The 25,980-nt window shown below is 36.4% G+C and carries 21 protein-coding genes; 10 read left to right on the forward strand and 11 right to left on the reverse strand.

What is annotated here, in order from left to right; translation table 11 throughout:
- The first annotated feature begins 51 nt into the window (after nt 1–51).
- From ACTJIP_RS18265 to ACTJIP_RS18305, 9 genes are all read left to right on the forward strand, one after another.
- Nucleotides 52–2,430, forward strand: coding sequence for a heavy metal translocating P-type ATPase (locus tag ACTJIP_RS18265; protein ID WP_440704922.1), 2,379 nt, complete (start codon nt 52–54; stop codon nt 2,428–2,430).
- A gap of 109 nt (nt 2,431–2,539) precedes the next feature.
- Complete coding sequence (gene ccoS / locus ACTJIP_RS18270) at nt 2,540–2,752, forward strand: cbb3-type cytochrome oxidase assembly protein CcoS (protein WP_047377334.1); 213 nt, start codon at nt 2,540–2,542, stop codon at nt 2,750–2,752.
- A 21-nt stretch (nt 2,753–2,773) separates the two neighbouring features.
- Nucleotides 2,774–5,035, forward strand: a complete 2,262-nt coding sequence (ccoN, locus tag ACTJIP_RS18275) for a cytochrome-c oxidase, cbb3-type subunit I (protein WP_047377333.1) — start codon at nt 2,774–2,776, stop codon at nt 5,033–5,035.
- 22 nt (nt 5,036–5,057) lie between these two features.
- Entirely contained in the window at nt 5,058–5,258 is a 201-nt protein-coding gene (locus ACTJIP_RS18280; protein WP_077419481.1) for a cbb3-type cytochrome oxidase subunit 3, read from the forward strand.
- A gap of 10 nt (nt 5,259–5,268) precedes the next feature.
- Entirely contained in the window at nt 5,269–6,150 is an 882-nt protein-coding gene (locus ACTJIP_RS18285; RefSeq protein WP_047381687.1) for a cbb3-type cytochrome c oxidase N-terminal domain-containing protein, read from the forward strand.
- A gap of 94 nt (nt 6,151–6,244) precedes the next feature.
- Nucleotides 6,245–7,699 (forward strand): cytochrome c oxidase accessory protein CcoG, encoded by a 1,455-nt coding sequence (gene ccoG, locus ACTJIP_RS18290; protein ID WP_440704923.1) that lies wholly within the window; start codon nt 6,245–6,247, stop codon nt 7,697–7,699.
- A gap of 10 nt (nt 7,700–7,709) precedes the next feature.
- Nucleotides 7,710–8,162 (forward strand): FixH family protein, encoded by a 453-nt coding sequence (locus ACTJIP_RS18295; RefSeq protein WP_047381691.1) that lies wholly within the window; start codon nt 7,710–7,712, stop codon nt 8,160–8,162.
- Entirely contained in the window at nt 8,153–8,878 is a 726-nt protein-coding gene (locus ACTJIP_RS18300; RefSeq protein WP_077419478.1) for a sulfite exporter TauE/SafE family protein, read from the forward strand. The genes ACTJIP_RS18295 and ACTJIP_RS18300 overlap by 10 nt, the downstream gene beginning before the upstream one ends.
- Before the next feature lie 19 nt (nt 8,879–8,897).
- The gene (locus ACTJIP_RS18305) at nt 8,898–9,635 is read left to right on the forward strand and encodes a hypothetical protein (RefSeq protein ID WP_440704924.1); all 738 of its coding nucleotides are present in this window, start codon (nt 8,898–8,900) and stop codon (nt 9,633–9,635) included.
- A 56-nt stretch (nt 9,636–9,691) separates the two neighbouring features.
- On the opposite strand, the gene serS is transcribed toward ACTJIP_RS18305, so the two are convergent.
- The 11 genes from serS to ACTJIP_RS18360 form a co-directional block, all read right to left on the reverse strand.
- Nucleotides 9,692–10,960 (reverse strand): serine--tRNA ligase, encoded by a 1,269-nt coding sequence (serS, locus tag ACTJIP_RS18310; protein ID WP_219071905.1) that lies wholly within the window; start codon nt 10,958–10,960, stop codon nt 9,692–9,694.
- 66 nt (nt 10,961–11,026) lie between these two features.
- Entirely contained in the window at nt 11,027–11,545 is a 519-nt protein-coding gene (locus ACTJIP_RS18315; protein ID WP_077419475.1) for a hypothetical protein, read from the reverse strand.
- Between the two features lie 38 nt (nt 11,546–11,583).
- Nucleotides 11,584–13,482 (reverse strand): asparagine synthase (glutamine-hydrolyzing), encoded by a 1,899-nt coding sequence (asnB, locus tag ACTJIP_RS18320; protein WP_440704925.1) that lies wholly within the window; start codon nt 13,480–13,482, stop codon nt 11,584–11,586.
- A 66-nt stretch (nt 13,483–13,548) separates the two neighbouring features.
- Nucleotides 13,549–14,802: an oligosaccharide flippase family protein gene (locus ACTJIP_RS18325; protein ID WP_180564776.1), complete on the reverse strand. Its 1,254-nt coding sequence runs from the start codon at nt 14,800–14,802 to the stop codon at nt 13,549–13,551.
- A 5-nt stretch (nt 14,803–14,807) separates the two neighbouring features.
- Nucleotides 14,808–15,941 carry a glycosyltransferase gene (locus ACTJIP_RS18330; RefSeq protein WP_440704926.1) on the reverse strand — a complete coding sequence of 378 codons (1,134 nt, stop codon included), beginning with the start codon at nt 15,939–15,941 and terminating at the stop codon, nt 14,808–14,810.
- A 97-nt stretch (nt 15,942–16,038) separates the two neighbouring features.
- The gene (locus ACTJIP_RS18335; RefSeq protein WP_077419471.1) at nt 16,039–16,527 is read right to left on the reverse strand and encodes a hypothetical protein; all 489 of its coding nucleotides are present in this window, start codon (nt 16,525–16,527) and stop codon (nt 16,039–16,041) included.
- 109 nt (nt 16,528–16,636) lie between these two features.
- Nucleotides 16,637–17,773 (reverse strand): hypothetical protein, encoded by a 1,137-nt coding sequence (locus ACTJIP_RS18340; RefSeq protein ID WP_428168780.1) that lies wholly within the window; start codon nt 17,771–17,773, stop codon nt 16,637–16,639.
- Nucleotides 17,774–17,793: 20 nt separating this feature from the next.
- Nucleotides 17,794–18,579, reverse strand: coding sequence for a (Fe-S)-binding protein (locus ACTJIP_RS18345; RefSeq protein ID WP_077419468.1), 786 nt, complete (start codon nt 18,577–18,579; stop codon nt 17,794–17,796).
- Nucleotides 18,580–18,667: 88 nt separating this feature from the next.
- The gene (locus ACTJIP_RS18350) at nt 18,668–20,008 is read right to left on the reverse strand and encodes a (Fe-S)-binding protein (RefSeq protein WP_077419467.1); all 1,341 of its coding nucleotides are present in this window, start codon (nt 20,006–20,008) and stop codon (nt 18,668–18,670) included.
- An 8-nt stretch (nt 20,009–20,016) separates the two neighbouring features.
- Nucleotides 20,017–20,967, reverse strand: a complete 951-nt coding sequence (locus ACTJIP_RS18355; RefSeq protein WP_077419466.1) for an MlaD family protein — start codon at nt 20,965–20,967, stop codon at nt 20,017–20,019.
- Nucleotides 20,968–21,096: 129 nt separating this feature from the next.
- Nucleotides 21,097–23,250 carry a peptidylprolyl isomerase gene (locus ACTJIP_RS18360; protein WP_440704927.1) on the reverse strand — a complete coding sequence of 718 codons (2,154 nt, stop codon included), beginning with the start codon at nt 23,248–23,250 and terminating at the stop codon, nt 21,097–21,099.
- Nucleotides 23,251–23,510: 260 nt separating this feature from the next.
- Between ACTJIP_RS18360 and lon the strand changes: the two genes are divergently transcribed.
- Nucleotides 23,511–25,916: an endopeptidase La gene (gene lon / locus ACTJIP_RS18365; protein WP_440704928.1), complete on the forward strand. Its 2,406-nt coding sequence runs from the start codon at nt 23,511–23,513 to the stop codon at nt 25,914–25,916.
- The last annotated feature ends 64 nt before the right edge of the window (nt 25,917–25,980 follow it).

Here is a 25,980-nt window from a genome sequence, read left to right on the forward strand (position 1 = left end):
CGCGATAAACAAAAAAATTTGTTATAATTTTGTAGTTCAATATTTTATGGGGTGAGCGAGAACTGTTTTCATTGTGGTCAAGGGATAGAAAAAGAGAGAATTTTATTTGATGAAAAGACTTTCTGTTGTAATGGATGTAAGTCTGTTTACGAAATTCTAAATTTAAATAATTTAAGCAATTTCTATGAGCTTAATAAAGGAGCGGGAATTCGTCCGAATGATGAAAATTCTACTCAATTTGACTACCTGGACACACCGGAAATCTTTGAAAAAGTCACTGATTTTTCTGAAGGAAACACCAGTCTTGTCACATTCAAAATCCCAGTAATTCACTGTTCTTCATGTATTTGGTTATTAGAAAGTCTTCATACTTTAAATACCCACATCAAATATTCACAGGTCAACTTTACAAGAAAGACCTTACAGATTTCATTCAACCATAACGATCTGAAATTAAGCGAACTTGCTAAATTTTTAACCAATCTAGGATATAAGCCGGTTATCAGCCTTGAAACTGCTGATAAAAATGAAGATCATCTCGACAAATCCTTATTAGTAAAATTTGCCATTGCTGCCTTTGCTTTTGGTAACGGAATGTTCCTTGCTTTTCCTGAATATATCGGAGGGGAAGATTATTGGATGGAACATTATAAAGGCTTGTTCAGAACCTTGATATTCCTCCTGGCAACACCTGTTGTATTCTACTCAGCTTCTGATTACTATAAATCTGCTTGGTATGGTTTAAAAAACAAGATTGTCAACATTGATGTTCCGATTGTCTTAGGAATTTTTGTTCTATACGGAAGAAGTATTTATGAAGTGGTAACAGATTATGGCCCGGGATATTTTGATACCCTTTGTGGACTTTTATTCTTCATGCTTCTCGGGAAAATTTTCCAAAAAAGAACGTACAATGCTCTTTCTTATGACAGAGATTACAAATCTTTCTATCCGATTGCCGTAACGAAAGTTGATTTCGAAGGAAAACAGGATAATATTTTATTGTCTGAAATAAAAGTTGGTGATAGAATTATGGTTAGAAATCAGGAAATCATTCCGGTAGATGCTATTCTGATCAACGGAGAAGGAAATATTGACAATAGTTTTATCACAGGGGAAAGCGAAAGTATCAGCAAACAGCCTGGAGATAAAATTTTCGCTGGAGGAAAACAGATTGGATCTTCTTTAGAACTTGAAGTGATTAAAAACGTAGATCAAAGTTATTTAACTCAGCTTTGGAATAAAGAAGCTTTTAAAAAACATGAAACAGGACTTGACACGTTAACAAATAACGTTAGTAAATATTTCACATTCATTATTTTAGGGATTGCTTTGGTCGCAGGAATTTATTGGTATTTTATTGACTTAAATAAAATGTTCCAGGTTATTTCAGCCATTCTGATTATTGCATGCCCTTGTGCTCTTGCATTGTCTGCACCGTTCACTTTCGGACACATTATGAGGATTTTAGGTCGAAATAAGTTTTATGTAAAAGATACTTTAACGATTGAAAAAATCGCGAAGCTTGACACCATTGTCTTTGATAAAACCGGAACCATTACGCACAGAAAAAAATCAAATATCAAATATGAAGGGCCAGAGATCAACGATTTTGATTCCCTGAATATTAAAACATTATTAAAGAATTCCAATCACCCGCTTTCAAAATCTTTGTATGAATTCATCGAAGTAAATGATGATTATTTCCCGGTAGAGAATTTTGTTGAAATTTCAGGAAAAGGATATGAAGCAAGCGTAAGGGGAACTCTTTATAAAATTGGGTCAGCCCGTTATAATAACCAGAAACCTAAAAACCTTGAAACAGCAGTTTATATCAGCAAAAATGGTGAATATTTAGGTAAATTTATTTTTAAGAACGAATACCGTCCGAAGCTGAAAGAACTTTTCACAAAATTAACCAACTACAAAATATTTATCCTGAGTGGAGATAACTCTTCAGAAGAGAACCAGCTTAAAGAGCTTATTCCAAATTACAAAGGAATGGCCTTTAATCAGAATCCGGAAGACAAACTGAATTACATTAAAACTCTTCAGGACCAGCACATGAAAGTAGCTATGCTTGGAGATGGGCTTAATGATGCAGGAGCTTTAAAACAAAGTAATGTAGGAATTGCAATTGCTGATGACACAAACAGTTTTACACCATCCTCTGATGTAATTATGAACGGTGATAAAGTAGTTACATTAGACAATTACCTGAACGTTTGTAAAGGCTCTATCACCATTGTGAAAATGACATTTATAATCAGTTTTCTATACAATATCGTTGGTTTAAGTTACGCTGTTACAGGACATATGCATCCGCTCTTTGCAGCAATCATCATGCCAATCAGTTCTATCACGGTGGTTACTTTTACTACACTTTCAACCTGGATTTTAGGTCGTAAGTATTTCAAAAAACAGGCTTAAACGCCCTTATTTAGACTGATTTTAAATTAGCTGAAATCGTCATTTCGTGATGAAAGTCATTATTTTTCACTAAATTTGAACCCCGAAAATAGGTTAATTTTGTTGTCCAATGGATATTCTATATTTAATGATCCTCTGCAGTGTTTCTTTGGCTGCGATTTTCTTGGTCGTATTTATAGTGTATGCCCGAAAAGGACAGTTTGAAGATGATGAATCTCCGGCTGTCAGAATCCTTTTTGATGATGAAAAAATCAAAGAAAATGATGAGGCAGGCAACAAAGATAAAGACGAGAAAGAAATAGGAGAAAATAATAAAAATTGAGAAAAATAGTGAATAGTTGATATGGAAACACAGAAGTTTAGTTATGACAATAGTATTGTCCGTGCGTTCCTTTATGCGACCTTAGTTTTCGGTCTTATAGGGTTTACGTTCGGGCTTACGGCGGCATTAATGCTTTTCTACCCTGAATTACCTGAATTCTTTTTCGGGACAGATGACACAACCATTAAGAGTTTGGCATCGGGTAATATTCAAGGTTTAATAAACACTCATGGTGCATTTGGTTTTGGTAGAATCAGAATGCTGCACACCAACACCGTAATCTTTGCATTCGTTTGTAACATTGTTTACACGGGTATTTATTACTCATTACAGAGATTATTAAAAACAAGAATGTACAGTGACACATTGTCTTGGTTACATTTCTGGACTTGGCAGTTTATGATCGTTGCTACGTTCGTTACGTTCTTTATGGGGATCAACACTTCTAAAGAATATGCTGAACATGAATGGCCGATCGACATATTGATCGCATTCTCATGGATCATTTTTGGTATCAATATGTTCCTGACTATTTCAAAGAGAAGAGTGAGACACCTTTATGTAGCGATCTGGTTCTACATTGGTACCTGGATTGCGGTAGCAATGCTTCACATCTTCAACAACCTTGAAGTACCTTTATCTTTCACAGGCTGGAAATCTTATTCAGCATATGCAGGGGTAAAAGATGCTATTGTACAGTGGTGGTATGGACACAATGCGGTTGCATTCGTATTGACGACTCCGGTTCTAGGTTTAATGTATTACTTCCTTCCGAAGGCTGCAGACAGACCGGTATTCTCTTATAAACTGTCTATTATTCACTTCTGGTCATTAATTTTCGTATATATCTGGGCTGGTCCTCACCACCTTCAGTATACAGCTCTTCCGGCTTGGGCTCAGGCGGTAGGAACAGGGTTCTCTATCATGCTTATTGCACCATCTTGGGGAGGTATGTTAAATGGTCTTCTTACGTTAAGAGGAGCTTGGGATAAAGTAAGAGAAAATCCTATCCTTAAGTTCTTCGTTGTAGCTGTTACTTGTTATGGTATGGCAACGTTTGAAGGGCCGCTTTTGGCAACTAAAAACATCAACAAAATTGGTCACTTTACAGACTGGGTTATCGGTCACGTACACTTAGGAGCTCTTGGATGGAATGGTTTCATGGCATTCGGGGTTATCTATTATTTGGTACCCATTATGTGGAGAACAAAACTTTGGTCTGTAAAATTAGCTAACTGGCATTTCTGGTTAGGTACTTTAGGAATCATTTTCTATGCAGTTCCAATGTATATTTCAGGATTCACACAAGGATTAATGTGGAAGCAATTCAACCCGGACGGTACATTATTATGGAAAAACTGGTTGGATACAGTAACGGCAATTATTCCTTACTTCAAAATGAGATTCGTAGGAGGTTTATTCTATATCTCAGGATCTATCCTAATGATCGTAAACGTAATTGCTACGGTAAGAAAAGGATCATTCCAGAAAGAAGTTCCTGCTGAAGCTCCTGCATTAGCAAACATCAGTAAGAACAGAAAAGAAGGAGAAGGTACTCACCTTTGGCTGGAAAGAACTCCGGTATTATTAGGTATTTTATCTTTCATCACAATATCTATTGGTAGTTCAATTGAAATCATCCCTACGCTATCTCTTAAGAAAAGTGTACCTACGATTTCAGCGGTAAAACCATATTCACCACTTGAACTTGAAGGTAGAGATATTTATATCCGTGAAGGATGTAATGCTTGTCACTCTCAGATGATCAGACCGTTCAGAGATGAGATTACAAGGTTCAACGGTAAAAACGGACAATACTCCAAAGCTGGAGAATTTGTATACGACAGACCATTCCTATGGGGTTCTAAGAGAACTGGACCGGATTTACATAGAGAAGGTGGTAAAAACCCAAGTTCTTGGCACTACAAGCACATGTATAACCCAAGATCTACTTCCGCAGGTTCTATCATGCCTCGTTACCCTTGGTTAATTGCTACTGACTTAGACAGAACTAAGATGGTAGACAAAATGAAGCTGATGAAAAATGTGTTCGATGTACCTTATTCTAAGGCTGAAATTGATTCTGCAGATAAATGGGCAAACAACCAATCAGCAAAAATTGTAAAAGATATCTTCTCAGAAGCAAATGACCTTAAGCAGGCTTATGCTAAGAGACCTCAGGGAGAATTAGAGAAAAAAGAAATTGTAGCTCTTATTTCTTATCTTCAGAGATTAGGAACAGATATTAAAACAACTGAAATCAAAACAGCAAGTAATAACTAAAAAACATTAAAAGGCTCATATTATGATTCCTCAGAACTTTAAAGATATATTATCCAATACAGAAAATGCTGGCTTCTACCAGACACTGGCTCTGATTTTCTTTATGCTGTTCTTCGTTGCTTTGGTAATTTATGTTTTTAGCAGGCCTAAAAAATATTACAAAGAAGAAGAAGAGGCTCCTCTTGGGGATGAAGAAGATGACGATTTTAATTTAAAAAATTAAACTATTTTTTATGAAACAAAGAACACCTGTTGTTATAAACATCTTAATAATAATTGGACTTTTAATAGTTTTTTATTATTTATTTGTACAGAGCTACGCGTTCCTTTCTTCACCTTACTTCTGGGGAACTGTTGTGATCGCTGGTATCCTTGCCTATATTCATGGTGCAATTGGAGATCTGATTGAAAACAACAAATTCAAAAAATTATCTCCGGAGGAAAAAGCAGCTTATTTAGCTGAAAAGAAAGTTCCTTTCTTAAAAAGAATGTATTTGGCTGCATTCAAAAAGCAATCAGAAACTGAAGAAAAAGATATCCTTATTGACCACGGTTTCGATGGAATCATGGAGCTGGATAACCAGTTACCGAAATGGTGGGTAGGTTTATTCTATTTTGGGACTGCTTTTTGTATTGTATATATTGCTGCATACTCTTTCACAGACTTCGCTCACCCGTTAAGCGAATATGAAAAAGAATATAAAGAACAGTTGGCAAGTATTGAAGAATACCAAAAAACTCAGCCTCCTGTAACAATAGAAACAGCAAAATACTCTGCTGATAATATTGCAGAAGGTAAAGAATTATTTAAAACAAACTGTGCATCTTGTCACAAAGAAGACGGTAGTGGAGGCATCGGACCAAACCTTACTGATAACTACTGGATCAACCAGCCTGAGAAGACATTATTTAAAAATGTATTCCATATGGACTGGAATGGTTCTCCTACTAACCCTGCGATGAGAGCATTCGGTAAAAACGGAGAAGTTTCAGGTGCAGAAATTGAAAAGATTGCAGCGTATGTATATCACATCAATCAGGAACAACCACCAGTGACTCCAGCTCAAGGAGGAGCAGCTCCTCAAGGAACTGAAGCACATTGGGAAAAAGAATAATTTAAAAAATTAGAAACATATGAAAAAAACATAATTTGTTATTAGATTAAAATAGTAACGAATTATGTTTTTTCTTTTTTAAAACCTATTACAAATGTCAGACATAGAAGAAATAGAAGTACGCGGCGGACAGGGACAGGTTCTGGACCCTGAAACTTACAGAGATTCTATAGGGACAATGGAGCAATCCGGAAAAAGAAGATGGGTATTCCCAAGAAAGCCTAAAGGGAAATATACCAACTATAGAAACATTGTAAGCTATTTATTATTAATTATTTATTTTTCATTACCATTCATCAAAATCAATGGTAATCCATTATTATTGTTCAATGTCATAGACAGAGAATTTTTCATCTTTGGACAGCCTTTCTATCCACAAGACTTTTTTATCCTTACTTTAGGTGCTATTGCCTCTTTAATCTTTATTATTGTTTTTACGATTGCGTTCGGAAGAATTTTCTGCGGGTGGATTTGCCCTCAGACAATTTTTATGGAATCGATCTTCCGTAAAATAGAATATCTGATTGAAGGTGACAGAAACAAGCAGATGAAGCTGGACAGACAAGAGTGGAACAGTGAAAAGATCTGGAAAAGAAGTTTAAAATGGACTGTTTATATCATTATTTCATTGGTGATCACCCACTTTATGTTCATGTACATCGTAGGATATGAAGAGGTATTTAAAATCATTGGTGAAGGACCATTTGCACATCCTACCAATTTTATCGTAATGATTCTTCTTACTGCTGCATTTTACTTTGTATTTGCATGGTTCAGAGAGCAGGTTTGTACATTGGTATGCCCATATGGAAGACTTCAGGGAGTATTAATTGATAAAGATACGATCAACGTTTTCTATGACTTCAAAAGAGGAGAAAACAGATCAAAATGGAGAAAAGGCGAAGACCGTAAGGCTGCTGGCAAAGGAGATTGTATCGACTGCCATCAATGTGTAGTGGTATGCCCTACCGGGATTGACATCCGAGACGGACAGCAGTTGGAATGTATAAACTGTACAGCCTGTATTGATGCCTGTGATGAAGTGATGGAAAAAGTAGGGCTTCCAAAAGGACTGATCCGATATGCTTCTGAAAACGAAATTGAAAAACAGACCCAATTTAAGTTTACAGGAAGAATGAAAGGATTTGCTTTATTCCTATTCCTTCTTGTAGGATTCTTAGGGTACCTTCTGTACAGCCGCGGCGAGATGGAAGCTAAATTCATCAAACCGGCAGGAAGTACATTCTTTGTAAAAGAGGGTAAAATTACCAATACCTATAATTATACTTTCCTTAATAAAACGAACGACAAAAAAATAGTTACCATCAAAGTCATTGATCCTGCACATGGTGAAATCACGTACAGTGCATCCAGTAAGATTCAGGTAGACCGGGATAAAATTTCTAAAGGGACCATTAATATCAGCTTCCCGGAAGATGAAATGAAACTATCCAAACAGAATATTACCATTGGCGTTTACGATATGAAAGGAAAACTGATTGATTCATATCAGACTTATTTTGAAGGGCCATTCAAACTGCAATTTTAATTAGAAAAAAATGAAGAACTTTAGTTGGGGACACGGTGTTGTAATTGCATTATTTGCATTCATAGTTTTTATATTATCTATGTTATTTCTTTTTCCAAACGGACAGAAGAACTCTGAAATGGTAACAGATAATTATTATGAAGAGGAGTTGAAATATCAGGATGTCATTGATGCCAAGAAAAAAGCAGATGAATTACCGGAAAAACCTGCATACAGCCAGGATCCTAAGGGAATTAAAATTACTTTTCCAAAAGATTACAACAACTCAAATACTACGGTAAAATTTGTTTTAAACAGAACCGACGACCAGAATTTAGATATCAAAAAATCTGTACAGCTTGATGCCAGCCAGTCTTTCATTATCCCTTCACAGGTATTGAAAATGGGTAACTATACACTAAGACTGAGTTGGACAACAAATAAAACAGACTACAGAATGGATTATGATGTGATATGGAAATAGGACTTATTGTATCGGCTATTGCTTTAGGCTTTGCTTCCGGTTTTCACTGTATCGGAATGTGTGGTCCTATTGCCCTGTCGATGGGATTAACCAAAAAACAGGCAGCCAACTTCTACCTTCAGAACCTTACCTATCAATTCGGGAGAATATTCACCTATTCATTATTGGGTGCACTTCTTGGAATTATCGGGCAAGGATTTGAAATGGCAGGCTTTCAGAAATATCTTACTATTACAGCAGGTGTTCTTTTGATTATCATGGCTGTATTTTCCTTTGGTGGAAAAGATTTTGCCTCAAAGATTCCTTTCCTATCCAAATTTCTGTATACTGTAAAAATGAATCTGGGAAGACTACTTCAGAAAGCGGACTACCGATCAAGATTTACCACGGGGCTTCTTAATGGCTTTTTACCGTGTGGAATGGTTTACATGGCGCTTACAGCAAGTCTTGCAGGCGGAGGAATATGGCAGGGAGCTTTATATATGGCTTTATTTGGATTGGGAACCCTTCCGTTCATGTTTGCCATTGTTTTGGCTGGAAATCTCATGAATCAGGCATTCAGGGTAAAGGTTTTGAAAGCCGTTCCTGTAATTATGATCATTTTAGGAGGATTATTCATTCTAAGAGGTCTTGAGTTGGGAATTCCATATGTTTCCCCGAAAGCAGAAGCAATGACAATCTCTAAAGATCCAAACGGAGCTGTCAACTGCCATTAATCAGTATTTACAATATACCATGAAGAAAACCATTGTCTTATTTCTGATAAGCCTTTTTATGCTGCAATCCTGCAGTGTCAATTCTGAAATTGTCTATCATAAAGATGCAGCTTCCACTTCTGTTACTGATATCGATACGAGAGAGTTCATGTCAGAAATGATGGCCATGACACCGGATTCGTTAAAGCAGAAAGAATTTGGAGAAATGGATAGGCTTCCAACCACCTGGACAAGTATGTATGATCTTGCCAAAAAGGAAGGCAAATTGAAAACCGAAAATCCGGATTCAATCAGGATCATGAAAAAGATCTTCATGAAGTCTACGAAAGAAGATAACACACTTGCAGAGTTTTCTTTTAAAATGGAACATTTTGCTCCGGAAGATTATCAGGCTTTGAAAAACTTTACAAAAACTGAAAAAATCCCTCTGGATCAAAATATTTACAATAATTGGGATGGAAAAACCCTGACGATTGATACCGAAAACTTTAATCTTAAAAGTATTGAAGAGGCTATTCGCTCCAAAAGCTCAAAGGAAGAAACTGAGAAGATGGCCGGAATGATGATTATGTTTTTCAAAAAGATCGGTACTACTTTAAAGTTTGAAAATCACATAAAATCAATGACAGGGAAGCATGACTGGATAAAGCAGATCGATGATCATTCAATAAGAATAGAATATGATCTGAAAGCCATTTATGATAAGGATAAAAAACTTAAAAACGCAGATAAAAAGATTATCATCGTTACAGAATAAAGCAAAACCCACCGGATTCCGGTGGGTTTTATTGTATACTAAATTAACTGATTAGTTTAGTTGATTATTTCAAATCTTGCATATTCTGCAATCTTCTTAGGAAGTTTGATTCCTTCCGCTGTCTGGTTATTCTCAAGCAATGCCGCCATAATTCTTGGCAATGCCATTGCAGATCCGTTCAGGGTATGAACCAATTGAGATTTACCATCTCCTTTGTAACGGCATTTCAATCTGTTCGCCTGGAACGTTTCAAAATTAGAAACAGAACTTACTTCCAGCCACATTTCCTGAGCAGCACTCCATACTTCGAAATCATAGGTCATTGCAGATGCAAAACCAGTATCCCCTCCGCAAAGTCTTAATACTCTGAACGGAAGCTCAAGATCTGTAAGGATTTCTTTGATATGCTCTACCATTTCTTCCAAAACAGCATAAGAATTTTCAGGCTTTTCAATTCTTACAATTTCTACCTTTTCAAACTGATGAAGACGGTTCAAGCCTCTTACGTGAGCTCCGTAGCTTCCTGCTTCTCTTCTGTAGCATTGAGAGAATGCCGTATTTTTGATGGGAAGATCTTTCTCATCAAGCAATACATCACGGTAAAGGTTCGTTACAGGAACTTCTGCTGTAGGAATCAGGTACAATTTATCTTCATTGATATAATACATCTGCCCTTCTTTATCAGGTAACTGCCCGGTTCCAAATCCAGATGCTTCATTGACTACGTGAGGAGGATTCACTTCTGTATATCCTTTCTCTACGTTTTTATCTAAGAAATACTGAACCAAAGCTCTCTGTAATCTTGCTCCTTTTCCTAAATAAACAGGGAATCCTGCTCCTGCAATTTTAACCCCTAATTCAAAATCAATAAGATTATATTTTTTTGCAAGTTCCCAGTGAGGAATAGCTCCTTCACCAAGACCTTCTACCGGATGAGATTGAAAAATCATTTCATTATCATCAGCAGAAGCTCCGCTTTTTACCAATTCATTTGGAATGTTTGGAAGCTGGTACAGGACATTCAGTAAGTCGTTTTCCTTAACTTCTAACTGGGACTTCAATTCTGAGCTCGACTCTTTGTATTGTGCTGTTTTAGATTTTGCAGATTCCGCTTCTTCTTTTTTCCCTTCTTTCATCAAAAGCCCGATTTCTTTCGAAATTTTGTTGATTTCCGATAATTGGGAATCTAGTTCAAACTGGATTCTTTTTCTTTCGTCGTCGGCAGCGATAGCCTCGTCTACCAACTCAAGATTTTTGAATTGTCTTTTCTTAAGACCTTCTAAAACGCGTTCTTTATTGTCGCGCAAAAAATTGACTTGTAACATTTTATTTAGATGTTAAATATTAGATGTTTAGCTTATAATAAGCTAACAATTGTACAAATTTAAAAATTATTTTGTGATAGTCACGGTATTTATCGAAGTTGGCGCATCAGCATCTTTTGAAAACACAGGAACTCTGTTATACAAAACTTTTGAAACCTGGAATACCGTTGGTGTATTGCGATACTGAACCTCCAAAGTATCAATCACATTATCACTTACATTAGTACTTTTTGTATATGTAATCTGCATTCTGGAATAGTAAGAATTCCCAGTCCCCGGATTATCAGGGCTTATAGAATCCAGTTTTCTTCTTTTTGCCCCTGCCAGATACTCCATGTAGAACAATGAATCCGTTGTCATTCTTAACGAAATACTTACCGGAGAAATATCTTTTGTTCCAAAAATATCGTTTACAGAAAATCCGGTATAAGATCCGGTTTTTTTATTGTTCAGCAGATCCTGTCCAGCGCTGTTTTTCACATAGATATTAAGTAACTGATCTATTCTCTGCAAAGAATCATCATCACTTTTACAACTTACAAGTGCAAAAACCACAATAAGTATGCCCCAAAAATATTTCATCATAAATACAAAGGTAAAATATTAATCTTTAGGCTGCTTCTTTATTTTTCAAAATATTTCTGATACCACAGTTCAAAAGTAACCAGCTGCCAGATTTTCACCCAGTCATACTCTTGCTTTTGGTGATTCCACCATTCATCAATCACTGCAGCGTTAAAAAAATTTCTCTTTTTTAAGCTATTAAGATTTTCAACAATGAAATCCCTTACTCTTTTTTCATTTTTAATGAAATAATAAACCGGAAAAGAAAATCCTTTCTTAGGCATATTCAAAACTGATTCAGGAAGATATTTTTCAGCTGTTTTACGCAGTAATGGTTTGTTCTGAATTCCATTAAATCTAATATGTTCAGGCAGTGAAGCTACATAATTGATCAAACTGTTGCTCAGGTAAGGATACCGAAATTCCACACTGTATTTCATCGCACTCAGATCATCCCTGAATACATGATGGGAAGACAAAGAATATTTCATATCGTATTCAAAATACCCGGAATAGTTTTTTCTTTCTGAAGCATGGTATTTTGAGAGCTTTACATCAATTTTAGCATAAATATCTGGTTGGATGAGAGCTTTGGCTTCAAGAGGCATCATGCTGATCTGGCTCTGTCTGAAAAAATCAAACATATCATCCTGGGAGAAGTAGTTTTTTACCCGTTGCGAAAATTTGTCTTTTGTAAAAATAAAAGGTCTTACAAAATTAAAATTCCTCATCAACAGCCATCTATTCAGCTTCAAGGTATGAGAATAGCCGGCAAAAAGCTCATCGGCACCATTTCCGCTTAATACCACTTTTAAATCTTTATCATGTGCATATTTCGCCGCATTGATCAAGACTTCAAAACTGCTGTAAGGTTCTTCAAAATGCTGAATATTTTCTTTAAGATGCTCCAGTGCTTCATCATCATTCACTTCTTTTATTTCATGCAACACACCAAAATGTCTGGCAGCCAGCGATGCATTTTTCACTTCTTCTTCAGAAAACGGGTAGGAGATGGTGTATGTATTGATATCAGGATTAAAAGGTTTTGATTTTGAAGCAATTAACGTAGAATCTATTCCACCACTCATCATCAATGCTACGGGAACATCCGCATATAATTGTTCTGATATACTTTCAGAAAGAAGTTCATCTATTTTTCTTACGGCTTCTTCTTCCGAAACACCTTTCACAGAAGGAGAAGGCAGTGTCCAGAATTTTTCTTTCGTAATTTTTTGATCTGCTAAATCAATGGTCATAAAAGAAGCAGGTTCCAGGGATAAAATATCCTGAAAGCAGGTTCGTGGAGCCAATGTCGTTTGAAAAAGAAAATTGGTATACACCCCATTCCAGTTGATTTCAGGTTTTACAAATTCATTTTTCAACAACGCTTTTATTTCTGAAGCCCAAACCAATCCTTCTTCACTTTGATGGTAAAAGAGCGGCTTCATCCCTACCCTGTCTCTTGCCAGTATCAATTTTTTATTGATAAGATCAACAATACAGATCGCAAACATTCCATCAAGCTTCACAAAGGTTGAATTTCCCCATTCCTGATACCCCTTAAGGATAACTTCAGTATCGGAGTTACTTCGGAAAGAATGACCTAATATCTCAAGCTCTTTTCTTAATTTTTTAAAATTATAAATCTCACCATTAAAAGTAACAATGATCTGCTCATTCTCAGAAAGCATCGGCTGATGGCCTTTTTCAGAAAGATCGATAATGGATAATCTGCGGAAACCCAAGGCAATCTCGGAACTTCTTTCCTGTAAAACCGAAAACTGTTCTTTAATTTTCAGGGTAGAATCATTTCCTGAAAAAGAAATTCCCTGGTCATGATCATACAGCCAGAATCCTTCATCATCCGGTCCACGATGTTTGATCACCTGATTCATTTCCAGAATATTTGTAGAGGAAATACTTTTATGAAATGAATAATAACCGCTGATTCCGCACATAATATGACTTAATAGAATTGTAAAAATAGGAAAATGACTTTGTTTTCTGCACCTTAACAGAATAAATTATTTCTTCAAAAACTTTTCTTTTAAAAGCTGAATTTCCTCTTTTGAGACCATGTAATCTTTCAAACTGAATGTAGTAGAACTATAAAATTTCCGGAACAGCAGGAAGGCTGAAACCAAATATGATGATGTAGTGGCAAGACAAGCGCCCAAAATTCCCCATCTGGGTATTGCAATGAAAGAAAATACCACCGTAACAACCAATCCAACTATTGATTTTACATTGAGAATCTTTAGCTCCCTCATTCCTGAGAAGTAATGCCCTACCATATCACTTACAGCAATGGCAAAAATACCCGGAGATAAGAGAAGCATGATTTCTTTGGTATGTCTGAATTCTCTTCCAAAAATAATTTCATAGATCTGTGACGGGATGATAATGATTCCCAGTACAAAACCTATCATCAGAATAAACGTCAGTTTTAAAGAATCCTTGGTTTTCCCTACCGATTCTTCCCTGCTTTTACTATTAACCACATCTGAATATAAAACCACGGCAATACTGCGGGTAATCGTCCATATAGCTTCAGAAAAAGTAACTCCGATAGAAAAGATTCCTACACTGGCAATACCCTCAAAATATTCCAGGAAATAAAAGGAAAGTCTATAGTTCAGAAATTGAACAAAAGCGCTCAGCTGGGTTTTCCAGCCGTATTCAAACATATTCCTGGCAACATCTTTACTGAATGATATTTCAGAAAGATTGCATTTTTTGATGATCTGAAAAAAGCTGGTTAGAAAAAGAAGTGCCAGACACCCGATTTGTGCAAGAAAATATACTGAAACATCTTTTTTACCAAACAGGTACACCAATATTCCGATAAAGATAATATGGACAAGTTGCTGTAAAACAGTATAAACATTAAACTTCCTAATATCCTGTGTTCCAATAAACAAACTAATATTGGTAGATAACAGTGAAGAAAAAACGGATATTCCGATAAGATACAAAATATATTCACTCTGAATAGAAGCCAGGCTGAATAAAAAAGGAATTAAAAGCCCTGTTAGGAGCGACCACAGATAGGCAAATAATAAAACTTTTTCTATTTTAAACCTTGATGCAAAATAGGAAGCACTGCTTCCTGAAAAGATGCTGCTGAAAAAACTCACTGCAGCAGCATTGGCAACCACAATAGAAATGGTTCCCTTTCCTTCGCTTCCCCACATATTCGTAGAATAGATTACCAGTCCGAAACTCAGGATCAGAATAAGAAAACGTGAGACAAAAGTTTTAATAATAGTAAGCTGCATAGCAATTATTTATCAATAGATCTTTTCACAAAATCAACAAAAGACTCTTTTATCGTGCTCCAATTATATTTTTCTTCAAATTCTTTCCGGGCATTGAGAGCATACAAATCATAAAGCTCCGGGTTTCTTATATAATTGAGGATAACTTCTGAAATAGCATCAGTATTGTGTGGATCTACCAAACTGCCAAATGAAAGCGAACCCATATTTTTTCGGATTCCTTTCAAGTTTGAATAGATCACCGGTTTTCCTGCTCCCATAAAGTAAAACAATTTTATCGGCAATGAGTGGTTGTTTTCAAAATTGATTTCCCGAAGGTCAAAACATATATCTGCTGCTGCAAATGCTTCTGTAAACCGTTCAAAAGTCACAGGTTTTCTAAGCTCAACAGTATTAAAAGAATATTTCTTCAGTAATGCTGAAAAATAAAGTTCATCATTTTTTTCAACCGTCGATCCGATAATCAGAATCTTAATGTGAAGTGTTGGTAATTTTTGTCTGAGCTTATCTACTGTATTGAAAAAATTCTCAATGCCTTTATCTTTAGAAATCTGGCCTGTGTAACAGAGCGTAATTGTATCCGCATCAAGCTGTTTTATACTTTCTTTGATATAAAAAGAATCCGGATAATAAGGAAGAATCATTTGTTTTTTGAAGCCAAAAAAATAGGCCAGCGGAAATTTTTTGGTAGTTTCACCAAATATAAAATGAGTGCTTAAAAACCCTGCATATAACTGAATAAGAGAAAATTTTACTGCCTTAATAATTTTAGTTGGAAAACGGTATTTCTGAAGCATTGACATCGAAGGATACCATTCTGTAACATCATAGATACAGCTTGCATTATATTCTTTTACAAATTTCTTTGAAGCCACCACAGCAAGAGGTTCGGAACAAATGATAGTCTGGGGTTGAAAATTGTCACAAACCTTACGGAATGTTTCCATTTTCTTTTCTATACTTTCTTCCAGAACGGCATAGGAATCTATTTCAATTCCGTCAATAACTCCTTTATAATCTGCATACAAGCTGCATATTTTTACTTCATACCCATTATCTCTAAGAGCCTTTGCCTGATGATAAAAAATACGGTCATCATTATAGCTGTGGGATGTCGTTAAAAAAAGTACTTTAGGCATTAGTCTTACTCGAATCTATACAAAGATACATTAAAACAAAAAAGTGAGAAACAGGTTCTCACTTTATGATTATTCAGCTGTATAAGCTTAATAGCGTTTATTTTATAGAACCTGCCCAGCTCTTCTCTAAAGGAAGAAGAAAGTGGCTCAAAAAGTCAAGGTAGGTGTTTTTTGAGAAGTCAAAAACCTGAATATCATTTGAAAGTTCTCCATTTCTCAATTTCGTTTTAAAATCAATCAGCTTTAAAGTCTTCACTTCACCATTTTCTACAAAACTAGCTTTCATTCTGTCGAAAAGCCCTAGTGTATACTCTTCATCAATTTCTCTCATTACCTTCCCTAAAGCATCAATGCTGCATCCTGAAGCCATTTCTTTTTCTTCATCTACACACACCACAATAAACTGATTCTTTTCAATTTTAAATGAAGAAGAAAGTGGTTTTCCATGAGCGGCCCATGTAGAAAGGAAATCAAACAGTTTTTCGGTAATCGCCTTTGCTTCTTTAGTTTCAAAAGGTCTTGAAGCCGGATATATAATGACTCTGTAGTCGTTGGTTTCTACAATATTAGATTCTTCGATTTTCATAATGTAAGTATTTATTTTTCAAGGAACTGCGCAATCACTTTCACTTCTGATTATTGAACAGAATATACTGTAATCGTGATTTCAAATCCTTATTATCTTAAAGACAAAATTACGCAATTTTCTCGAGTTTGAGATCATTGTATTTTTTACTCAACACATAGAGCATCATAATGAAAAGAGGAAAAATAAACGGAAAGAAGAACCTCAATGCCGCCGACTGCGGAAAGAAAAAGAATTTGATGTACACATTTACGAGGAAAAGTACTGAAATCATTCTTACCCATGCATCTTTGGAACGCCAGAATACTATTGCGATCATGATGCTTACAGACAGAGTTACTTTTTTAAAGTAGATAATCTTGATATAAATAATACTCAGATAGTCTTTTAAGCTTACTTCGATGGGATGTGTGGAAATAATAGGTCTTCTGTCGATAAAAGTATCGTAAAAAACGTCTTTCCAGCCGGGATAATGGTAAAATTTAATGATTGCCAGATACATCAGCAGAAGTACTGTGCCCTGTGCAATAAGGGAAATATCAATCTTCTTTTCTCTAAAATAATAAAAGAAGAAAACGGCAATAATATAAGTCAGGGTAAATGTAATATAGTCCGGACGTATAAAGGTGATTGCAAACAGAAGCACAAACATCCCCCATTTGCTCCATTTTTTGATCAAACCGATGATAAAGATCAGGATAAACTGAAAAATAAACATATCCGGTGTGGAAACTCTGGACATATACGTCATGGGTGGCAAAAGCATGGATACAACCGTTAGTCCTATTACAAACCAGTATTTCTTTGGAAACAGGAGTTTTAGAATATAAAATAATAATAACCCTGAAAAAAAGTAAGAAATAAGGCTGGTGAACAGGACTGCCATTGGGGAGGAAAGTCCCAGCTTATAAAAGAGGGTTATTACAAGAATATACCCTACTTTGATTTGAAAATAGGGTAATTGTTCTGTAAAAGATTGTGTATTTTTTACGAAATACTGCCTTGGAATGTCCCATTGCTTTATTCCGATGATATCTGTATAATGGTCTGCAGGAGCTTCTTTTTTGATTTCATCATAAGTGATAATTCTAACTTTATCTGGTGAATTCGGGAATTCTGAAGTATACATACTCCCTAAATAACCCGGCATATCCCAGTCATATACTCTGTTTTGGTAATTCCAGAATGTAAGAGCAGCAAGTATCGAAATGATAAACAAAAAGGAGAGTCTCCATTCTACCTTCATAAACCTGTATAGGATTACAATTATAAATCTTCTGCTTCAGCAAGAAGTTCAACGATATCTTTTACGGCAACTTCGGTATTTTTATTAAAGTGTTTTACACCATCCGTCATCATGGTATTACAGAAAGGGCATCCTGTAGCAATTACCTTTGGTTCAAAAGATAAGGCTTCTTCTGTTCTTTCAATATTGATGTCTTTCTTTCCTTTTTCAGGTTCTTTAAACATCTGTGCTCCCCCTGCTCCACAGCAAAGTCCGTTGGTTTTGCAACGCTTCATTTCTACAAGCTCTGCATCCAGCTTTTCAAGAAGCATTCTTGGAGCTTCATATTCGTCATTGGCACGTCCCAGGTAACAAGGATCATGGAAAGTTATTTTTTTCCCTTTGAATGCTCCACCTTCTATTTTCAGTCTTCCTTCTTCCATTAAGGTTTTAAGGAACTGCGTATGGTGTACTACCTCAAAGTGGCCGCCTAAGCTTGGATATTCATTTTTCAGGGTATTGAAACAGTGTGGGCAAGCCGTTACGATTTTCTTTACTTCGTAGGCATTCAGCACTTCAATATTCGTAAGGGCCATCATCTGGAAAACGAATTCATTTCCCGCTCTTTTTGCAGGGTCTCCGGTACAGCTTTCTTCCTGTCCCAAAACTGCAAATTCTACTCCTATCTTATTTAATATCTTGCAAAATGCTTTTGTAATTTTTTTAGCACGGTCATCAAAGCTTCCCGCACATCCAACCCAAAATAAAACTTCCGGGGCTTTTCCTTCGGCAGCATATTCTGCCATTGTTTTTATATTGAAATCCATTTCTTTTTCAATTTGAAAATGTGAGAATTTGGAAATTTGAAATGATGTAGAATGGTATCAATTTCAAATTTTCAAATTGATTAATTATCTAGTTTTCCGATGCCCAGTTCAGACGGTCAGCCTGATTGTACTGCCAAGGAGCTGCGTTGTTTTCCACATTGGTCATCATCAGGTTCAGTTCCTGTGGAGCAGCAGACTGTTCCATGACCAGGAATCTTCTCATTTCAAAAATAATGGAAAGTGGATCAAGCAATACCGGACAAGCATCTGTACATGCATTACATGTTGTACAAGCCCAAAGTTCTTCTTTTGTGATATAATCGTTCAGCAGTTTTTTACCGTCATCAACGAATTTCCCGTTGTTTGCATCAATATTTCTTCCCACTTCTTCCAGTCTGTCTCTTGTCTTCATCAGGATCAGTCTCGGAGAAAGCTTTTTACCTGTAATATTAGCCGGACAAACGGAAGTACAACGTCCGCATTCTGTACATGAATAGGCATTAAGCAGCTGTACCTGGTTCAGGTCAAATATATCTTCAGCACCGAATTTAGAAGGGACATCTGCTTCAGCTCCTTCAGCTGGTGCCGCATAAGGATCTGCATTAGGATCCATCATTAATTTGATCTCTTTTGTTACAGACTCAAGATTATTGAATTTTCCTTTTTTATCAAGATTTGCATACCATGTACTTGGAAATGCAAGGATAATATGCAGGTGTTTTGAGTAATAAAGATAGTTCATGAAGAACAGAATTCCAACAAAGTGGAACCACCAGGCTCCTTTTTCTGTGAACATCAAAAATCCGCTATCAAAATTGAAAATTTCCAAAAATGGAACAAATGTCATTTCACTAATCGGGAAACTTCCATGTTCAGGAAAAATACCTCTCGCCTGTAAAATAAAATCTGAAGCATTCATCATAAAGAAAGCCATCATCAGAGCGAATTCAATGATCAAAATCCAGTTTGCATCATTTTTCGGCCATCCGAAAAGTTCTTTCATTGTCAATCTTTTCACTCCGTAAAAATTTCTACGAATAAAGAAAATGACAACCCCAATTACTACCAAAAGTGCTAAAACTTCTAGTGTTGCGGTGAAGAAATTATAAAATGTATGTCCGAAAATGCTTGATAAGAAACGATGTGTCCCAAATATTCCATCAACAACGATTTCTATTAATTCGATATTAATAATCACAAAACCAACATATACAAAAAGGTGTAACACTCCTGCAACAGGACGTGCTGTCATTTTACTCTGTCCCATTGCTACACGAGCCATAGTTTCCCAACGTTCTCCTTTTCTGTCGTTTCTATTGATTTCATGACCCAGCCTGATATTTCTATAGATCTTCAGAAGGCTTTTGGTAAACAACCCAAATCCGGCCACTAATAAAATCAGAAAAATAATGTTATCGATGTACTGCATAAGGTGTATTAGTCTTTATTATTTTTACCGAAAACCGAGAAGTTGATATATCTCTTCGGGTTCGCTTTCATATCTTCGATTAATGTATTCAGGTTGGAAGAAGCTGAATTCAGATTGTTGTAAAGCTGATCATCCTTCATCAGTTTACCTAAACTTCCCTCTCCTTTGTCTATTCCACCAATCACCTGATTCAATTTCCCTACAGTAGCATCCAAATTGGCGATCGTTGCATTCAATTGTTTGGTATCAATGCTCTGAGCCAGATTTCCATATTTATCCAGCGTCACTTTTCCACTCTGCATTGTAAGGCTCGCATCGTCCAATACTTTCTGCAGTTTAGGATCATTATGTCCTACCAGGCTGTTTACACTTCCTGCTGTAGTCTGCAATGCACCTACGGTTTTGTTAAGGTTGGATAATAAAGCTTTTATTTCAGCTCTGTTTTGTGCATCAACAAGCAGATTGGCATTAGCCATTAAAGAGTCTACTCTATGTAGAACGACCTGCAGCTGATCTTTTACCGGGCCTACCTGAGAAGAAAGACTTCCCAATGTTCCCAATTTGAAAGCACCTTTCAGGGTATCTCCGTCTTTTGCAGTCGGGCCACCATACATAAGGTTTACTCTCATTTCTTTGCCGGACATCAATCCTGGTTCAAAGATTTCTAATGATGAATTTTTTGAAAATTCAAATTTGTTATCTACTGTAATTTTTACAACAAAATTAATTTTACCGTCTTTTGAGGTCAGAGGAATAATTTTGTCCACCTGCCCTACTTTCAATCCGTTGATAGAAACTGCCGAAGACTGCGCCAGACCTTCTACATTATCATATTTTGCGTAAAATATATTGTCGGTAGTAAAAAGGCTTTTCCCTTTCATAAACTGAAACAACACCACAAAGCCTACAATAGCCAGAAGTGTGATCACACCAGCTTTTAATTCTTTACTGAACTTCACTTGCTAATTTTTTTCTAATAAGCAAATATAACACATTTTAAATAAATCTTTTCCAATATTGTTCTGCGTTAAATACAAAAAAAAGCGACAAAAAAATTTGTCGCTTTTTATATCATTGAAATGAATTTCTTATTGTTGCTGATTTCCAAGTTTACCCCAGATTTCAATTCTAAAATCTTCAATATCTGCATTGTCCTGAAGACTCTTCATCCAAGCCTGTCCGAACATTCCAGAACTTCTCTGAGTAAGAGACTCTGTGAACTGCTTAAGATCACCAGGTTGTTTGTTGATTGTTTCTGATTTTTTGATCAAAACATAAACTCCTGTTCCTCCTTCAACCGGGTTAGAAAGTTTACCTTTTGCAACACCGAATGCTGCACCGGCAACTTTAGGTTCCATAGCACCAGCTACTGAAGGGTTCAATAGATTTACCTGAGCAGACTGTTTTGGAGCTGCGAATAATTTAGCAATCTGATCTAAGCTAGAAGCTTTTGCTGCTGTAATCTTATCAGAAATTTGTTTTGCAGCCAATTTATTTTTAACTATAACCTCGATCTGACCTCTTACAGATTCCGGATCAGCAAGACCTGCATCTTGTTTTCCGTTCAGATAAACTACAATTTTATCACCTGTTCCATCTACAGTAAATAGTTCAGTATCTCCTTTAGTTCTTTTCTTATCGAAAGCCCAAGTAAGGATTTCTGCGTCTTTTTCAGTTCCTAAGCCCTGAATCTGACCCTCAAATCTTTTTGCTGCTTTTGGATTAGAGAACTGGTAATTTCCTTTTTTAGCAATATTCACGAAATCGTTGAAAGATTTCCCTTGAACCTGCTGAATGAATTTTCTTGATTTTTTGTCTGATTCAGCCTCAGTAGCATCTGAAGGTTTAATTGCTTTCACAAGGTTTGCAACTTTATACCCCATTGATCCTGATTTTTTATCTTCAATATTGATGATATGGTAACCGAACTGTGTTTCTACTACCCCTGTAGCTCCTTTAGGATTGCTTGCAAGGTAAGCAAGGAATTCAGGTACGAAAGGTGTTTCAGGAGTTGTCCATCCTAAGCTACCTCCCTGAGCTGCAGAATTCGGATCGCTGGAAAGCTTAAGGAATTCTGTAAATTTAGCAGGAGCTGCTTTTACAATAGCTCCAATAGAGTCTGCTAATTTTTTAGCCTGCTCTTTGGATCTTGTTACCCCTTCACCTGCAGGACTTCCTTTGAATGCAATAAGGATATGTCTAGATAACGTAGAATCTGAAGCTCTTTTACCTACAAGTTTAGAAACTACATAAACATCCTGCTCTTTGTAAGGACCAAAAGTCTGACCTATTGCTGCTGCAGTGATCTGATCTTTGATCGTTGGAGGCAATTGTGCAGGATTCATATATTGAGGATTGAATGGCGCATCAGAGTTTGCTGCTACAAACATAGAATCGTTCTTCGTATTCTGGAAGTTTTCAGTACCTCCGCTTGCATCTGTACCTCCTGAATATAATTTTGTAATTTCTTTCAAAGTTGCTGCATCATCTGCTGCACTAGGTTTTGATGGGAAATATACAACCCCGATATTTCTGCTTGGTTCAGCTTTGAACATTACAGGGTGCTGCTTGATGTAGTCTGCCAGATCTTGTGTTGTAACATTGATCTTTGTTTTCTGAAGATAAGCGGCATAATCCACTTTCACAAAGTCTATATCTGCAAGCTGATCTCTCTGCTTCATCAATTCTTCTGCTTCTTTCTTACCGGTAGTGATACCTGCTGAAATATTGGTAAACACCTGTCTTGCCATCAGTCTGTACTCAATCGTCTTTTTAGTTTTCAACCATTGATTGTATCCTTCAGGATTGGTGTTTTTTAATGTTTCAATTTCTTTTTTAAGCTCTTGAGTTTTAAAATTACCTTTCTCATCAAAGAACTGTTGATTCTGGGCAAACATCTGATCGTACTGGATTTGGTTCCAGAAATAATCATCAGTCATTTCAAAGCCTAGTTTCTCAAACTGTTGTTTGATAAGTTTAGATTGTACAAGTAACTGCCAAGCCTGCTCTTCAAGACCGCTTTTCGGACGACCTTGTTGATCAGCCTGCTGCTGCAACACGAAAAGCTGATCATTGAACTCTTCGCGGGTGATTTTCTCACCATTTACTTTTCCTAAAACGTCAGGATTCTTACCAAAAACCTTGTCGATACTATCGGGGTTCACCAAGAACGCCAAAAGCGCTAAGGCTATTACTCCCATTAAAAGCCAAGGCTTACTCCTAATCTGTCCTAAAATTGCCATTTTATAAATTATAGTTTTTTATCAGTTTGCGAAAATACACATTTTTAAGAAATTACAGAAACAGAACTGCTTTATTTTGATTTTTAATGCAAAGATTATCTAAAAAAGGAAATTTTGACCGTATTTTTAAGTAAAAAACAAATGGCATAAGTATTGTGCATTTCTAGAATATTATAATATGCCACACGTTTTCAGAGCATATTATAAAAAATCCCTTTAACGATAAAAAACGAAAATGACAATTTGTCATTCGATTGACTATGACAGAATTTGAAGATATTAGTTTAGAAGAAATGATCAGTGACGGATTTGATATCGTAGCTGAAGAAATCAATCTTTCCGACTTCGCTGAGACTGATAAAAATTCCGAACAAAAAATATTCCCGATACTTCCCGTAAGAAATATGGTTATGTTTCCCAATGTGGTAATTCCTATTACTGCCGGCAGAAAAACCTCAATACGGCTTCTTGAGGAAGCACAGAAGAACGGAGATTTCATTGGAATTGTAAGCCAGAAAAATTCGGATATGGAACAACCTGCCGAAAAAGATATTTATGCTACCGGTACATTGGCAAAGATCATTAAGATCATTAAGCTTCCGGAAGGAAATATTACAGCAATCACGAAAGGTTTCCATAGATTCAAGATTAAAAAGATCGTTGAAAACCAGCCCTATTTCAGGGCAGAAATATCAAAATTAAAAGATACACGTCCTAAAAACCAGGAGGAATACGAAGCATTACTTGAGAACATCAAGGATCTTGCTTTAAAGATCATTGAACTTGACCCGAATATTCCTAATGCAGCCAACTTTGCGATCAAAAACATCAACAACAATGATGATCTTCTTAATTTCATCTGCACCAATGCCAATTTTTCTTCAATAGCAAAACAAAAGCTTCTTGAAGAGAAAAACCTGATGATAAGAGCTAATCAATGCTACGAAATGATGCATGAAGATTTCAGAAAGCTAGAGTTAAGAAACCAGATTCATCAGAAAACATCCAAGGATCTTGACAAGCAGCAGAGAGAATATTTCCTGAATCAGCAGATCAGAACCATTCAGGAAGAATTGGGCGGAGGACCTGAAAGCGATGTTGAAGATCTTCTTGCCAAGGCTAAATCCAGAAAATGGAGCAAGGAAGTAGAGGAGCATTTCCAGAAGGAAATCGGCAGACTGCAACGCCAGAACCCTAATTCTCCGGACTATAATGTACAGAGAAATTATCTGGATTTCTTTACAGACCTGCCTTGGGAAACGTATACAAAAGATATTTTTGATATTGCAAAAGCAGAAAAAGTGCTTGACAAAGCTCACTTTGGACTGGAAGATATCAAGAAAAGAATTCTGGAACACATGGCTGTTTTAAAATTAAAAAACAACATGAAGTCTCCTATTCTATTACTGGTAGGACCTCCAGGAGTTGGTAAAACATCTTTAGGAAAGTCTATTGCAGATGCTTTAGGAAGAAAATACGTAAGATTATCTTTAGGTGGTCTTCATGACGAGAGTGAAATCCGCGGACATAGAAAAACGTATATCGGTGCTATGGCAGGAAGAATTTTACAGTCGATCAAAAAATCCGGTACTTCAAACCCGGTAATTGTACTTGATGAGATTGATAAAATTGCGCAAGGTCTTCACGGCGATCCAAGCTCAGCATTACTGGAAGTTCTTGATCCTGAACAAAATAAGTCTTTCTATGATAATTTCCTTGAGATGGGTTATGACCTGTCAAAAGTAATGTTTATTGCTACAGCCAATTCTCTTTCAACGATACAGACTCCTCTTTTAGACAGAACGGAGATCATTCAGATTGCCGGTTATACTTTGGAGGAAAAGATTGAAATTGCGAAAAGACACTTAATCAAGAAACAGCAGGAGGAAAATGGTCTGGATGCAAAATCATTCAAACTTGGAAATGCAGAGCTTAAGCATATTATAGAAGCCCACACTTCGGAAAGCGGTGTAAGAACTCTGGAGAAGAGAATTGCTGCCGTTGGGAGATGGGTAGCGCTACAGACTGCCTTGGCAAAAGAATATGATCCAAAAATTTCTGTTGATAAAGTAGATGAAATTCTTGGAGTTCCAAGACCGAAAAGTTTATCAGAAATTACCGGAGTACCCGGAGTTGTAACAGGTCTTGCCTGGACAAGCGTAGGAGGAGATATTCTTTATATTGAAAGTATTTTAAGCAATGGTAAAGGAGCATTAACGATGACCGGAAACCTTGGGACGGTAATGAAAGAATCTGCTACTATTGCACTTGAATATATTAAAGCGAAACACGATGAACTGGGAATTCCTCAGGAGGAACTGGATAAGAAAAACATTCACGTACACGTTCCTGAAGGAGCAACTCCTAAAGATGGACCATCTGCAGGTATTGCAATGCTTACATCAATGGTTTCATCTTTCAAAAACAAGAAGATAAAACCCCACCTTGCGATGACCGGAGAAATTACTTTAAGAGGCAAGGTACTTCCTGTAGGAGGGATCAAAGAAAAACTTCTTGCCGCTACAAGAGCCGGAATTAAAGATGTTATCCTTTGTGAAGCCAACAGAAAAGATGTAGAAGAGATCAAAAAAGATTATTTAAAAAATCTGAAGGTACATTACGTCAACAGAATGGAAGAAGTCATTGATATCGCCATTGAAGAGTAAAACAATTTATAACATATTAACTTCTCAATAAGGAAACACGTTCTGATATTCAGAGCGTGTTTCT

The organism is Chryseobacterium sp. 22543, from assembly GCF_052044565.1.
In the GTDB taxonomy this organism is placed as follows: Bacteria; Bacteroidota; Bacteroidia; order Flavobacteriales; family Weeksellaceae; genus Chryseobacterium.